Annotated in this window: 10 protein-coding genes; 7 read left to right on the top strand and 3 right to left on the bottom strand. The window is 39.2% G+C overall.

Translation table 11 applies throughout. The annotated features are described in order from the left end of the window. The first annotated feature begins 40 nt into the window (after nt 1-40). From NAF01_RS22845 to gloA2, 4 genes are read left to right on the top strand one after another with little or no spacing between them, the layout of a single operon-like run. Nucleotides 41-1,429, top strand: coding sequence for a sugar phosphate nucleotidyltransferase (locus NAF01_RS22845; protein WP_250801235.1), 1,389 nt, complete (start codon nt 41-43; stop codon nt 1,427-1,429). A 39-nt stretch (nt 1,430-1,468) separates the two neighbouring features. Further along, on the top strand, nt 1,469-2,545 hold the full coding sequence (locus NAF01_RS22840; protein ID WP_250801234.1) for a glycosyltransferase family protein: 1,077 nt from the start codon (nt 1,469-1,471) through the stop codon (nt 2,543-2,545). 59 nt (nt 2,546-2,604) lie between these two features. Continuing rightward, nucleotides 2,605-4,344, top strand: coding sequence for a phospho-sugar mutase (locus tag NAF01_RS22835; protein ID WP_250801233.1), 1,740 nt, complete (start codon nt 2,605-2,607; stop codon nt 4,342-4,344). 48 nt (nt 4,345-4,392) lie between these two features. Next, nucleotides 4,393-4,779, top strand: coding sequence for an SMU1112c/YaeR family gloxylase I-like metalloprotein (gene gloA2 / locus NAF01_RS22830; RefSeq protein WP_250801232.1), 387 nt, complete (start codon nt 4,393-4,395; stop codon nt 4,777-4,779). 28 nt (nt 4,780-4,807) lie between these two features. Here gloA2 and NAF01_RS22825 read toward each other — a convergent pair whose 3' ends face one another. From NAF01_RS22825 to malX, 3 genes are all read right to left on the bottom strand, one after another. Further along, on the bottom strand, nt 4,808-5,611 hold the full coding sequence (locus tag NAF01_RS22825; RefSeq protein WP_250801231.1) for a MurR/RpiR family transcriptional regulator: 804 nt from the start codon (nt 5,609-5,611) through the stop codon (nt 4,808-4,810). A 20-nt stretch (nt 5,612-5,631) separates the two neighbouring features. Beyond that, entirely contained in the window at nt 5,632-6,816 is a 1,185-nt protein-coding gene (locus NAF01_RS22820; RefSeq protein WP_250801230.1) for a MalY/PatB family protein, read from the bottom strand. A 64-nt stretch (nt 6,817-6,880) separates the two neighbouring features. After that, a complete protein-coding gene (gene malX, locus NAF01_RS22815) occupies nt 6,881-8,470 on the bottom strand; it encodes a maltose/glucose-specific PTS transporter subunit IIBC (protein WP_250801229.1) in 1,590 nt (529 codons plus the stop codon). A gap of 192 nt (nt 8,471-8,662) precedes the next feature. On the opposite strand from malX, the gene NAF01_RS22810 reads away from it, so the two are divergent. The 3 genes from NAF01_RS22810 (at nt 8,663) to mngB (ending at nt 14,169) form a co-directional block, all read left to right on the top strand. Then, on the top strand, nt 8,663-9,391 hold the full coding sequence (locus NAF01_RS22810) for a MurR/RpiR family transcriptional regulator (protein ID WP_250801228.1): 729 nt from the start codon (nt 8,663-8,665) through the stop codon (nt 9,389-9,391). A gap of 144 nt (nt 9,392-9,535) precedes the next feature. Beyond that, nucleotides 9,536-11,479, top strand: coding sequence for a PTS 2-O-a-mannosyl-D-glycerate transporter subunit IIABC (gene mngA, locus NAF01_RS22805; protein WP_250801227.1), 1,944 nt, complete (start codon nt 9,536-9,538; stop codon nt 11,477-11,479). Between the two features lie 80 nt (nt 11,480-11,559). Then, nucleotides 11,560-14,169: a mannosylglycerate hydrolase gene (gene mngB / locus NAF01_RS22800; RefSeq protein WP_250801226.1), complete on the top strand. Its 2,610-nt coding sequence runs from the start codon at nt 11,560-11,562 to the stop codon at nt 14,167-14,169. The last annotated feature ends 5 nt before the right edge of the window (nt 14,170-14,174 follow it).

Here is a 14,174-nt window from a genome sequence, read left to right as displayed (position 1 = left end):
TTAAGTCTGCTCTATTTTTAATACAGGAGGAATTCATATTATGAAATTAGTACTTTTATCGGGTGGCTCTGGCAAACGCCTCTGGCCATTGTCGAACGATACGAGGTCAAAACAATTTCTTAAAGTATTAGAAGGTAAAGATACTGTAAAACAATCAATGGTTCAACGTGTATGGGGACAATTGGAATCTGTGAATCTATCCGATTCAGCAGTTATTGCAACATCAAAAATGCAGCGTGATATGATTCATAGCCAGATTGGTACTTATGTTCCGCTTATTATCGAGCCGGAAAGAAGAGATACTTTTCCAGCTATCGCATTAGCAGCATCTTATTTATATTCTGTCCAGCATGCTGACGAGAATGAAGTAGTAGCTGTATTGCCGGTAGATCCTTATGTTGAAGATGATTTCTTCGAAAGAGTTAAAGAATTAGAGAATGTTTTATTAAATTCAGAAGCTGATTTGGCATTAATGGGTGTAAAGCCTACATACCCGTCATCCAAGTATGGATATATTGTTCCTAAAGGAAATGTAGATAAGAATGAGCCATTTACAGTTGACCGATTTACCGAGAAGCCAAGCGAGGAAAAAGCTCAGGACTTAATTAACATGAACGCACTTTGGAATTGCGGAGTTTTTGCTTTCCAGTTAAAATATCTAATTAATATTCTAAAAGAGAAAAATTTGCCCTTGGATTTTGAAGAGTTATCCCTTCAGTATAAAGAGTTACCAAAGATTAGCTTTGACTATGAAGTGGTGGAAAAGGCAAATCATATTGTTGCTTTGCCATATGAAGGGTATTGGAAAGATCTTGGTACTTGGAATACGCTTACTGAAGAAATGGCTACGGTTCAAATTGGAAAAGGTGTGCTTAGTGAGGATTCTAATAATTCTCACTTGATTAATGAGCTTGATATTCCAGTTACTGTGTTGGGTGTTAAAGATGTTGTTGTGGCTGCTAGTCCAGATGGTATTCTAGTAGCAGACAAGGCTTCTAGTCCAAAGATTAAAGACGTGATTAGTGGATTTGATCATCCTCCAATGTACGAAGAAAGATTATGGGGTTGGTCCAGAGTACTTGATTATGCAAAATATAATGATGGGCAGGAAATGGTAACGAAGAGAATTTGTATTCATGAGAGTAAAAACTCAAGCTATCATTATCATAATCTCCGAGATGAAGTTTGGACAATTGTTAGGGGTGAAGGGGAACTGGCTCTTGACGATTATATTACCCGTGTAAAAGCAGGGGATATTATACATTTACCTGCAGGAAAGAAACATGGTATTAAAGCTTTGTCTGATTTGGAGTTTGTTGAAGTTCAAACTGGGATAGGGATTAGTGATGAGGACTTTACACGGTTATACTTCCAATGGGAAGATGTTCTTGAGCATTTTAATAAATCGAAAGCAAAAGTTATTTTGTAAGGAGAAGAGGTTTTCTTCTCCTATTTTTTGTGATGTATTATGAAAACAATTGCCTATTATATTTCTGATTATGGTTATGGACATGCGTCCAGAAGTATTGCCATCATTAGAGAATTACTAAAACTGTCATTGAATATAAGAGTAATAGTTTGTCATTCTTTTGCATTATCATTCTTGAGAGAGTCTCTAGATCAAAATAAAGTTGCATATAGGGAAATTAAAACAGACATTGGATACCTTTTAAAAAAGGACTCTATTCTGCCTGATAAACAAAAAATTATTGAAGAATACATGCAATTTGTTTCAAACTGGGACAATAGAATTAGCACAGAAGAAAACTTTTTGAAGAGCAATGAAGTAGACCTGGTTATTTCTGATATTTCTCCCATCGCTTTTGAAGCTGCTAAGAACCTAGACATTCCATCTATTGGATTATCTAACTTTACATGGTACACAGCATATGAAAACTTTATTGAGAAAGAGGATTTAAAGGTTTTTGAAGAGGCATATAAGGCCATGAATTGTTTTATTTCTTTGGCAGCCAGTAAAGAGCCGGAATGGGGAAGAGAACAAAATATAGAGCGTAACTTTTATTCTAGAGAAGTAATTACTAACGAAGTTTGGAGAATTAAGAAAGAGATTAATCCCTTTAACGATAAATATATTGTTTTTGTAGGAATAGGGATGAAAATGGATCTCCAATTTCTTGAACAGCTACCTCTTTGGGATAACCAAGATTGTATGTTTGTTGTTTCTTCAAATATTAATATAAATCGGCAAAATATTATACAGATACCTCCATGGTATTTAGAATCCCAAAATTATATAGCAGCATGTAATTTTGTGATTACAAAGGCAGGTTGGGGGACAGCTAGTGAAGCGGTTTCTTCTAAGGTTCCGCTTTTAATCATAGATCGGGAATCAATGCAGGAGGATCAAAATACGATTGCATATTTAAAGAAATATAACCTCTGTAAAGTCATAGACTGGAACGAATTCAAATGCCTTAGACTTGAGAAAGGTTTTCTAGATAGTGTAATGAATATAAAACCGAGAATTTTTCATAATGAAAATGAAGTAAAGAAGATTTTACAAGATATTCTACAGTTTATTTGATTTACTCATATAAGTAATCAAATACCTTTTTATATCTCTAAAAAAGGGGTCAAGGGAAAATGAGTTGGAAAGAATCGGCGAACAACTGGCTTAGTTTTGAAAATCTAGATAGAGAGTTAAAGAGCCAGTTAGAAGAATTATTCTACACAGAAAAGCTATTGGAAGATTGTTATTATAAACACTTAGAATTTGGTACAGGTGGTATGCGTGGAGAGATCGGACCGGGTACTAATAGGATGAATATCTATACGATTCGCAGAGCTTCTGAAGGCCTTGCTCAGTATATCGCAGAGCAGGGAGAAGAAGCTAAGCAAAAAGGAATCGTTATTGCTTTTGATTCCCGTCATAAATCACCTGAATTTGCCTTGGAAGTGGCAAAAACAGTAGGGAAGCATGGCATTAAAGCCTATTTATTTGAGGAACTAAGGCCGACTCCGGAACTATCATTTGCTGTAAGATATCTAACTGCCTATGCTGGTGTGGTTATCACTGCCAGCCATAATCCTCCTGAGTACAATGGATTTAAGGTCTATGGTGAAGATGGTGGTCAAATCCCGCCAGAAGCTGCGGATAAAATTATTAAGTATGTAAATGCTGTTGAAAATGAGCTTACTGTTAAAGTAGCTAATGAAAAAGAAATGCTGGAGGATGGTCTTTTAACTTATATCGGTGAAAGCATTGATCGGGCATATGTGAATCAGCTAAAAACGATTCAATTAAACCCTGAACTAGTTGCGAAGATGGCGAAAGATTTAAAAATTGTCTTTTCTCCTCTTCATGGTACAGCGAATAAGCCGGTTAGGGATGGGTTAAAAGCTTTTGGTTTTGAAAATGTAACGATTGTAGAAGAGCAGGAACTGCCTGATCCTAACTTTTCTACAGTAAAATCTCCAAATCCGGAAGAGCATGCTGCGTTTGAATTGGCAATCAAGTATGGAAAAGAAATAGATGCTGATATTTTATTGGGAACAGATCCGGATGCAGACAGGCTTGGCGTTGCAGTGAAGAATAGTGAAGGACAATTTGAAGTGTTATCAGGTAATCAAATGGGTGCCTTAATGCTTGACTATTTACTTTCTCAGAAACAAGAGAAGGGACTTCTTCCCGAAAATGGGATTGTTATAAAAACAATCGTGACCTCTGAAATTGGCCGTAAGATCGGTGGTGCCTATGGTATTCCAACTCTTGATACTTTGACAGGTTTTAAATTCATTGGCGAAAAGATTAATGAATTTGAGAAAACTGGCCAGCATTCCTTCCTATTTGGATATGAAGAAAGTTATGGTTATTTGATTGGTGACTTTGTTCGTGATAAGGATGCTGTTCAATCTGCAATTTTTGCAGCCGAAGTAGCAGCTTATTATAAATCAAAGGGAATGAGTTTATATGAAGGGCTCTTAGAGGTTTTCGAAAAATACGGATTCTTTCAGGAAGCTTTGGAATCTATCACTCTAAAAGGTAAGGACGGAGCCGAGAAGATTGCTCATCTAATGGAAGCCGTTAGAAAACAGCCATTGAAGGAAGTTAATGGAATTGCGGTTAACCGTATAGAAGACTACTCTTCCAGTACATATTCGAATGTACAGAAAGGGGAAGAAGGACCGATCGAGCTGCCAAAATCAAACGTCCTTAAATATCACCTGACAGATGGATCCTGGTTCTGCCTTCGTCCATCAGGTACAGAGCCAAAAGCTAAGTTTTATTTTAGTGTAGTATCAGATAACTTGGAAGACAGCAAAAAGAAGCTCAAAGAGTTAAAAAATGCTGTCATGGATAGAATAGAAGAAATTCTGAAATAAGAGAAGCCTCCCGTGCAGGGAGGCTTTATTTGTGTTGGGAGAATTCAAGTGAAACTTAATCGTATCCATCATATTGCTATTATTTGTTCTAATTATGAAAGATCCAAGAAGTTTTATATAGATACCCTTAGGTTGAACGTTTTAAGAGAAGTCTACCGTGAGGAGAGGCAATCATACAAACTGGACTTGGAAGTAAACGGGCTTTACCAGATCGAGCTATTCTCTTTTCCGAATCCGCCAGAACGGCCGAGCTTTCCTGAAGCAGCGGGACTTCGTCATTTAGCTTTTGAGGTAGATGATATAGAAGAGTGGAGAGAGTACCTTATTTCAAATGGGATAGATGTTGAACAAGTGAGAATAGATTCATACACAGATAAGAAATTCACATTCTTTGCTGATCCGGATGGTTTGCCGATTGAAATTTATGAAGTTTGATAGCTAAATATCGGCATTAACAGCTCGATTAATGACTTCTTCGGCCATTAATCAAATTCCGATATTCTACAAGCAATAAATCCAAGAAAAGTTGAAAGGGTGCCCGGGAGCACATATCAATATCATCAAGGTAGCAATGTTCAATGGGAGTGTAAAAAACAAAATCCGATAGTTCCACTAAACGGTTTGATGGAGTTCCGACGATGGATAGAATCGTGATTCCACGTTCTTTTAGGATATGCGCATACTCTAAAATATTTAAGGTTTCTCCGCTATAGGAGACAAAAATAGCAAGATCATCCGTTCTTACGTTGAGGGCAGCACTTCGTAAATCATCCCAATCCATTCGAGCCATGCTGCTTTTGCCTAACATCAGCAGTTTTTTGGATGCATCCCAGCAAACAGAATAGGAATGGCCCATACCGAACCATTCTACATGTCTTGCCTGTATCATCATCGAAGCAGCTTTATTCAGCTTCTCTTCATCGATTCTATTTAATACTCCTTGTATATCTTTTTCATAGCGTTTTACATGGAAAGATAAGGATTCAGAAATTCCCTGGCTTACACCTTGAGCTTCATCCCTTATGTTTAAATGCAGCTGGAGTTTAAAATCTTGGAAGCCTTGAAAGCCAAGTCTTTTACAGGTTCGGCTGATGGTAGCAGTCGAAATATACATTTCCTTTGCGACCTCTTCGAGTTTTAAATGAACAAGCTTCTTGGGGTAGCGAATGATATAATCCAGTACCTGCTTTTCCAGCTGACTTAATTGATCCCGATGCTGGATCAGCCGTTTCATAAAAGATTGCATGTTATCACCTTTTCTAACCATGGATCAAGAGTCCTAATCAGTTACGGTGTAAGAGATAGAACCGAGCGTTTTAGTCTCTCTAAACCTTCGCTGACTTTTGATTGAGGACACCCAACATTCATTCGTAAAAAGATTCCTCTGTCCTCGCCATAGACTGCGCCAGACATGATTCCGACCTTCCCCACTTCAACGAGGGCTTGCTGGAGCTCTTGATTGGTTTTCCCAAGTTCGGTGCAGTCCATCCATGCTAAATACGTGGATTCAGGGATATGAAACTGAATGGATGGCAGTTCTTGATCGATGAATTCTTTCACCAATTTCATATTATTATACAGATAGGAACATAGCTCATCAACCCACTGATCACCATGACGATATCCTTCGATAACGGAAATTTCTCCAAAAATAGTGGCACTCGAAACGCCATCCCTATATTTTAAAAGCTTCATAAAGCTTTCTCTCGTCTTTTCGTTCGGAATCAATAGATAGGACCCGCCCAAGCCTGGTGTATTAAAGGTTTTACTGGCAGACGTACAGATATAAATATTTTGCAGATCATCTGCCAAGCCGGTAATAGGAATAAACCGGCGGTCTTGGTAGGTAATATCCATATGAATATCATCAGAAATGATCTTTACCTGGTACTTGGCACAAAGTTCGACGATTTTCTTTAGCTCCTGCTCTGTCCATACCCTTCCCGTCGGGTTGTGAGGATTGCAAAGCAATAAGACCTTTGCTTTTGGATGCAGCAGTTTTTTTTCCAAATCATCGAAATCAATTTCATATTTTCCATTTTGATACAAAAGCGGGTTAGGAATTAGGTCGCGTTTCGATTCGTTAATGACATGAAAAAAGGCATCGTAGGCAGGCACCTGCATAATGACGTGATCACTTTCAGATGATAAAATTTCGATCAGTCTTGCAATCGAATAAATGACACTCGGACTATAGAGTACCCAATCTATTGATATTTCGGCATCGAACCTCCTTTTATACCAACCGGTAATCGAAGATTTATAATCATCATGGTTCCATCTCGTATAACCAAAAATCCCATGATCGGTGCGTTTGTGGATCGCCTCAATCATTTCTGGAGGGCTTCGAAAGTCCATATCTGAGATGCTGAAAGGCACTAAATCATTTGAACCAAATCGATCCTTCATATAATCCCACTGGGTACAATATGTTCCGATTCGATTGACAGATTGATCAAAATGATGTTTCATTATATCCCTCTTTTCTCTGGTTGTTTCCAAAGCTGCGTAAGATGAAAAAAGGGATGAGAGATTCTCATCCGCTCTTCACTTCATTAATATCTATAAGCTTATCCATTTCAACTCGAACATGGTTTACTTGCGGGCCAATGACCACTTGAACATTATGGGCATCTAATTTAATCACGCCAAGGGCGCCATTTTTCTTCAATGCCGGTTCATTGAGTTTTTTCATATCATCAACCACTAATCGTAATCTAGTAATACAGTTATCAAGCGAGACAATATTTTCTGCTCCACCTAAAGCATATAACAATTCTCTTGCCTGATTACTTGTTTTTCCATCCTTACTTTCTGGTGCAGCCGATACTCCCGTTTCCGATTGGTCTTCCCTGCCAGGAGTCTTTAAGTTAAATTTGACAATTGCATAACGGAAAACAGAATAATAAATCGCAAACCAAATCAATCCTACTACTAAAACCAAATACCATTTTGATTCAGCTCCTTGTAGGATTCCAAAAATAAAGAAGTCCAAAATCCCACCATCAGTATTTCCGATTTTCACATTAAGAAGGGCCATCACCATAAATCCAAGACCAGTTAAAACCACATGGATTCCATATAAGGCTGGTGCAAGGAACAAGAACAGAAACTCGATCGGCTCGGTAATCCCTGTCACAAAAGTAGCAATAACTCCTGAGATTAGAAGTCCCTTAATCTTATTGCGATTCTCAGGCTTTGCTGTGTGGTAAATAGCTAAAGCAACCGCTGGCAGACCAAACATAAAGGTCGGCATTTTCCCTTGTGATAGGAAGGCTGTTGCTGAAGAACTAATAGGCTCCCCGCTTTGCAGCTGGGCATAGAAAATATTGAGCGCACCTGAAACAGTCTCACCGTTTACCACCATGGTTCCCCCGGCTTCTGTAAAACGAATCATGGCTACTAAAATATGATGTAATCCAAATGGAAGAAGCAATCGTTCGCCGGCACCAAATAGAAATGGACCGAACACACCAGCACTGCTTATCATCGATCCTATTCCATTAATAATCATGGTAAACAATGGCCAAATCATTGGAATCACGATTCCTACGACTGACATGACAATAGAAGTGATGATGGGAACGAATCTAACCCCTCCAAAGAAGGCAAAGGCATTTGGCAGCTTAATCGTATGGAAGCGCTGATGCAGCAAATAAACAAGAATACCCGCGATAATTCCGCCTAAAACACCCATCTCGAGGCTCTGAATACCAAGGACCATCCCTTGTCCTTCTTGTCTCATCACATCGGCAGCCGCAAGCTGATCGGTTTCTGTTAAATAAAAATTAATCGATAAATGCATCATGATATAACCAATAAGACCTGCAAAAGCGGCGACCCCTTTTTCATAGCGGACTAGTCCAAGTGGAATCGCTACAGCAAATAAAAGCGGCAAATAGGTAAAAGCAAAACCGCCAACCATTGACATAAAACGTAAGATAATCTGAATCACGTTATAATCTAGAAAAGGTAAATTTTCGATGGTTGCAGGGCTTGTAAACGAACTGCCGATACCTAAGAGCAAACCCATAAATGCTAGGAGTGCAACAGGAAGCATAAATGTTTTTCCAAGCCCCTGGAAGAACTCCCACCCTATTGAAGATTTCTTCATCTTCGTATTCATCACTTAACCCCCTTGACGTAGATGTGGAACAATTACCTTCACTTTACTTCCATATCAGCTCGTTCGCAACCGCTTTCAAAGGGAATGTAGCTGTATACAATTTTTGTATGCGCAATACAAAGCTGCAAAAAGAAGTAAGCCTCATTCATTTGTTATAATAAATAGAGGTTTAATTTGAGCGAGGTGAGAACAATGCACTTTGAAGAACGTATACATAAATTTGAATATAAACTAAATGATACGGATGATCAGATTATTGAATATATCCTCCAAAATAAATCCGAATTTGTAACCAAGTCTATACAAAGTCTGGCAGCAGCTTTTTATACAGTCCCCAACACCATCACCAGGCTTTCAAAAAAGCTGGGGTATGACGGTTTCTCTCATCTTAAAAATAGCATTAAAGATGAAATTGATACTACTAATTTTGTGGATGAGGAAAGTTCCTATTACCTTATTCAAAAGACATTTGAGCTTTTAGACATGGAGCAAATTGAAAGAGTTACTAAATTAATTCATGATGCCAAACATGTTTTTTTCTTCGGAGTGGGGGATTCTGCTGATTTTTGTGAGATGATGGTGCGGAACTTGCGTGTAGCTGGAAAGGGATCCGAATTCTCTATTCATCGTCATGAAGTACTCCATAGGATAGAACTAATGAATAAACAGGATGTTCTCTTTTTAATTAGCTTAACAGGTGAAACTGAGCAGGTTCTTGAGATGGCTGAGCGAGCAAAGGGAAGAGGGGTTACAATCGTGTCACTGACCCATTTCAACCGTAATTCCCTGCAGAAATTAGCCTCCTTTAATTTATATTGTTACTCACCCAAAAAGGTAATGAACGGGTACAATATCACGGATAGAACGCCATTAATGATAGTTTTACAGACCATTTCTCAATTCTATTGGGATCATTTTTAAAGATGTGTATAAATACACATGAAAACGCTTTATAAAATAGTGTTCGTGTAAAAATAAGAAGAATCCAGCTTCTTATTTTTTTTTTGATAAGATTGGAATCATAAATGAAAGTGCTTTCAAATTCCGATTTAGGAGGTAATCCTTATGCTGCTTCAAGCACTTACCTCACCAAGCTTAATTAGTACCGGAGAATCATTTCATTCAAAGCAGGAAGTCATCAGGTACTTAGTCAATCAGCTGGGTGACGCTGGAAAATTAACGAATAAAGAAGATTTTCTTCAAGCTGTAATAGATAGAGAAAAGCTTTCGCCAACAGGCTTTGAAGGTGGACTTGCTATTCCGCATGGGAAGTCAGCGTCTGTAAAGGAGGCCGGTTTTGCCATTGCCACTCTTCGAACACCGTTAACAGACTGGGAAAGCATTGATCCGAACAACAAGGTTCAGCTGGTCATTTTGCTGGCCATTCCAGAAAGTGAAGCTGGTTCCACCCATTTAAGTTTGCTATCTGAGTTTGTAACACGTTTATCAAATGAATCATATAAAAACGAATTACTGCAAGCAAAAACTAATACAGAATTGTTTGAACGGCTCGATAAAACAGAGGATGTTCATATGAATGCTGCTGAAAAAAAATTAGATAAAACCGTATTAGCAATCACAGCTTGTCCTGCAGGCATTGCCCATACCTATATGGCTGCTGAAGCATTAATCAAGGCCGGAAAAGAAATGGGTGTTGATGTTTTTGTTGAGAAGCAGGGGGCAAATGGCATTGAAGACCGGCATACAACGAATCTTCTAAAAAAGGCAGATGCCATTATTTATGCCAATGATGTAGCAATAAAAGAAGAAGAACGTTTTGCTCACTTGCCTAAAGTAAAAACATCAGTAGCAGCGCCACTTAGAAATGCAAAGAGCCTGCTTCAGGAAGCGCTGGATAAAGCGGCGAAGACTCCAAAAAAAGAGTATAACCCGACTCAGGGAAGTGCTTCCAATGATGAGGAAACTGACGAAAAGTCATTTAAGACGGAGATTAAAGACTCGATCTTAACAGGTATTTCATATATTATTCCGGTTATTGTCGCAGGCGGAATGACATTGGCCGCAGCCGTTTTAATCTCGCAGGCTTTTGGGCTTCAGGATGTATACGCAGAAGAAGGTTCCTGGCTATGGCTGCTAAGACAGCTGGGCGGCGGGCTGCTTGGTCAGTTGATGATTCCGATCTTAGCTGCTTATATGGCCTACTCAATTGCCGATAAGCCGGCACTTGGACCTGGTTTTGCAGCAGGGGTTGCGGCGAATCTCATTGGAAGCGGATTCCTTGGCGGGATGCTCGGTGGTTTCCTTGCTGGTTTCTTCTTAAAGTATCTGAAGAAAAAGGTGCAGCCTAAAGGCACATTTGCAGGGTTCATCAGTTTCTGGGTTTATCCAGTTGTCGGTACACTTGTAGTCGGTTCGATTATGTTATTTGTAGTGGGAGAACCGCTGGCTCTATTAAATCAAGGTTTGCTTAATTGGTTAAGCAGTTTGTCAGGTACAAATGCGATCCTTTTAGGAGCTATTCTTGGTGCCATGGTTTCTTTTGACCTGGGAGGACCAGTGAATAAGGCAGCTTATACATTCTGCATCGGTGCTATGGCAAGCGGAAACTTTATTCCATATGCAGCCTTCGCTTCGGTTAAAATGGTCTCTGCTTTCTCTGTGACAGGTGCAACTATTATCGGAAAAAAGTATTTTACAAAACAAGAACAGGAAATTGGAAAACAAACATGGCTGCTTGGCCTGGCGGGTATTACGGAAGGTGCCATTCCATTTATGATCAATGATCCTTTGCGTGTTATCCCTTCTTTAATCGCAGGTTCAGCAGTAACAGGAGCAATCGTTGCTTACTTTAACATTGGCTTAAATGTGCCTGGAGCCGGGATATTCTCACTCGCTCTGGTTCAAGGCCAGCCGCTCTTCATCGCAGCAAGCATTTGGCTCGGTGCAGCATTGCTTGGAGCTCTGATTTCCATGATTTTATTGATTGCAACAAGAAAAAGCAAATTAAGAAAAGATGGCAGTTCTGTACAAACACAGGATGCTGCGTAATATATAAAGTTTTCAGCAATAAAAATAAAAAATGGTACCTAAAGAATTCGCTTTAGGTACCATCTTATTTGGAGGACATCATGAAAAAAGTTCATATTGTACCCCATATGCATTGGGATAGAGAATGGTATTTTTCAACTGAAGAGTCACGGATCCTTTTAGTTAATAACATGGAAGAAATTTTGGGAATGCTGGAAACCAATCCAGATTATCCTTACTATGTTTTGGATGGGCAGACTTCCATTCTGGAAGACTATTTCGCAGTCAAACCGGAAAATAAAGAACGTGTCAGAAAGTTAGTTCAAGCAGGCAAGCTGATCATCGGCCCATGGTATACACAAACAGATGAGATGGTTGTGGGGGGAGAATCCATTGTTCGTAATCTCCTTTATGGATTAAAAGATAGTGAGGAATTCGGATCACCGATGAAAATCGGATACCTTCCTGATTCATTCGGACAATCTTCACAAATGCCCCAAATCCTAAATGGATTTGATATTAAATATTCTATTTTTTGGCGTGGAACTTCGGAGCGCCACGGCACAGATAAAACGGAATTTTATTGGGAAAGCGATGATGGTTCAAAGGTATTAGTACAGTTATTCCCGCTAGGTTATGCGATTGGGAAATACTTGCCTGAGGATGAAGAGAAGCTTCAAGAACGTATTAATAAATACTTTTCTGTTCTCGACCGCGGAGCGACAACAGAGAATATCATTCTTCCGAATGGCCATGATCAGATGCCTATTCAGAAGAATATCTTTACGATTATTGAGAAGCTGCAGCGCTTATATCCGGACCGCGAGTTTTTCTTAAGTAAATATGAAAATGTATTTGATCAGCTAGAACAAAATCACACATTGCCTACCCTTCAGGGCGAATTTCTAGATGGAAAGTACATGCGTGTCCACCGAAGCATTTATTCGACACGGATGGATATTAAGGCTGCGAATACAAGGATAGAAAACAAGATCACGAATATCCTTGAACCGCTGGCATCCATTGCGTATTCATTGGGCTTTGAATACCATCATGGCTTGATTGAATTGATTTGGAAAGAAATCATGAAGAATCATGCTCATGACAGCATCGGCTGCTGCTGCTCGGATAAAGTTCATCGTGAAATTGTCAACCGCTTCTTCCTTGCAGAAGAAAAAACCGATCAGCTTATTGAATTCTATAAGCGGAAAATCACAGATTCTATTGCCACTGAACGTAAAGAGGACCGCCTGACAGCTTTCAATCTTCTTCCGTATGAGCGGGCAGAAGTGGTTACCACGAAGGTAATTACCAAGCTTGATGCTTTTACACTTGAAGATGGGGCAGGCAATAAAGTTCCATTTGAAGTAATGAATAAAGAAATCATGGACCCAGGCCTGATTGATCGTCAGATTGTTCATTATGGAAACTATGATCCATTCTATCAATACACGATTCAATTAAAAGATTCCATTCCTGCAATGGGATATAAAACATACTTTGTGGTTAATGAAGAAAACGATATGGGTCATACTTTTGCCGAAAAAGAATTAGTAGAGACCGACTACTATGAGGTTTCTGTAAATCCGAATGGCACGCTGAAAATTTACGATAAACAGCTTCAAAAGGAATTCGACAACGTTCTATTATTGGAAAATGGCGGTGACGATGGAGATGAATATGACTTCTCCCCGCTGGCGGATGAAACCTTGCTATACAGCAACGATATAGAAGCTGATGTGAAAGTACGCCAAAATAAATACGAAGCACAGCTGGAAATTCAGCTGAAAATGGATGTCCCAGGTGATTTAGAAAATCGTAAAAACAAAAAAGCAGACCGGTTTGTACATGTTCACTGGAAGATCACGATTCCAAATCATCAGCCAATCATAAAAGTTGAAGCAGAAATTGATAATCAGGCGAAGGACCATCGTCTCCGCACCTTGATTCCAACTGGCATTGCTTCATCCTTCTCTGTTTCGGACAACCAGTTCGGGTTTATTAAACGGGATGTATATGATTCTGCGATGGATTACTGGAAGGAAGAAGGCTGGGATGAGCGCCCGGATTCGATCTATCCAATGCTATCGTTTATCGGGTTGTCAGATCATGAGCATGGTATAAGCGTGCTTACGAATAGCACACGTGAATATGAAGTGATCGGGGATCAGTTTGATACGATTGCCATTACCTTATTCCGTAGTATCGGTGTACTTGGGAAAGAAGAAATGCTCAGAAGGCCAGGTCGTCCATCCGGCATTAAGCTGCCAACACCAGATTCACAGATGCTAGGAAAGCTAACGCTTGATTTTGCGATTACAACCCATAAAGGTTCAACGGCATCAGCAAATGTAGGAAGAGCTGCAAAAGAATTTACCACTCTTATTCAAACATATAACAAGATTCCGCATAATGCGATGAAGCTGAATCAGGAGGATGTTCATACACCATTAAGCTTTAGTCTTCTTCAGGAAACAAACAGCACGACAGTCCTTAGTGTACTGAAAAAAGCGGAAAATGAAGATGGATTTGTATTAAGGTTCTTTAATCCAACTGACTCTGAAAAGGATGGTTCATTTAAAGTAAACCTTACTATAGATCAGGTTAAAGAAGTAAATTTAAATGAAGATACGCTTTCACCATTAAATGTTGAAGACAATCAATTTGTAGTGGCGGTAAAGCAAAATCAATTGAAGACGGTTATGTTCTAAGAATT

Source organism: Cytobacillus firmus (genome assembly GCF_023657595.1).
Classification (GTDB): domain Bacteria; phylum Bacillota; class Bacilli; order Bacillales; family Cytobacillaceae; genus Cytobacillus; species Cytobacillus firmus_B.
This window is presented reverse-complemented; position numbering and strand designations above follow the sequence as displayed.

Bases quoted from the DNA above. Each gene is read 5' to 3' on its own strand.
- NAF01_RS22845 (WP_250801235.1), top strand. From the start codon at position 41: ATGAAATTAGTACTTTTATCGGGTGGCTCTGGCAAACGCCTCTGGCCA.
- NAF01_RS22840 (WP_250801234.1), top strand. From the start codon at position 1,469: ATGAAAACAATTGCCTATTATATTTCTGATTATGGTTATGGACATGCG.
- NAF01_RS22835 (WP_250801233.1), top strand. From the start codon at position 2,605: ATGAGTTGGAAAGAATCGGCGAACAACTGGCTTAGTTTTGAAAATCTA.
- NAF01_RS22825 (WP_250801231.1), bottom strand. From the start codon at position 5,611: ATGGTTAGAAAAGGTGATAACATGCAATCTTTTATGAAACGGCTGATC.
- NAF01_RS22820 (WP_250801230.1), bottom strand. From the start codon at position 6,816: ATGAAACATCATTTTGATCAATCTGTCAATCGAATCGGAACATATTGT.
- malX (WP_250801229.1), bottom strand. From the start codon at position 8,470: ATGAATACGAAGATGAAGAAATCTTCAATAGGGTGGGAGTTCTTCCAG.
- NAF01_RS22810 (WP_250801228.1), top strand. From the start codon at position 8,663: ATGCACTTTGAAGAACGTATACATAAATTTGAATATAAACTAAATGAT.
- mngA (WP_250801227.1), top strand. From the start codon at position 9,536: ATGCTGCTTCAAGCACTTACCTCACCAAGCTTAATTAGTACCGGAGAA.
- mngB (WP_250801226.1), top strand. From the start codon at position 11,560: ATGAAAAAAGTTCATATTGTACCCCATATGCATTGGGATAGAGAATGG.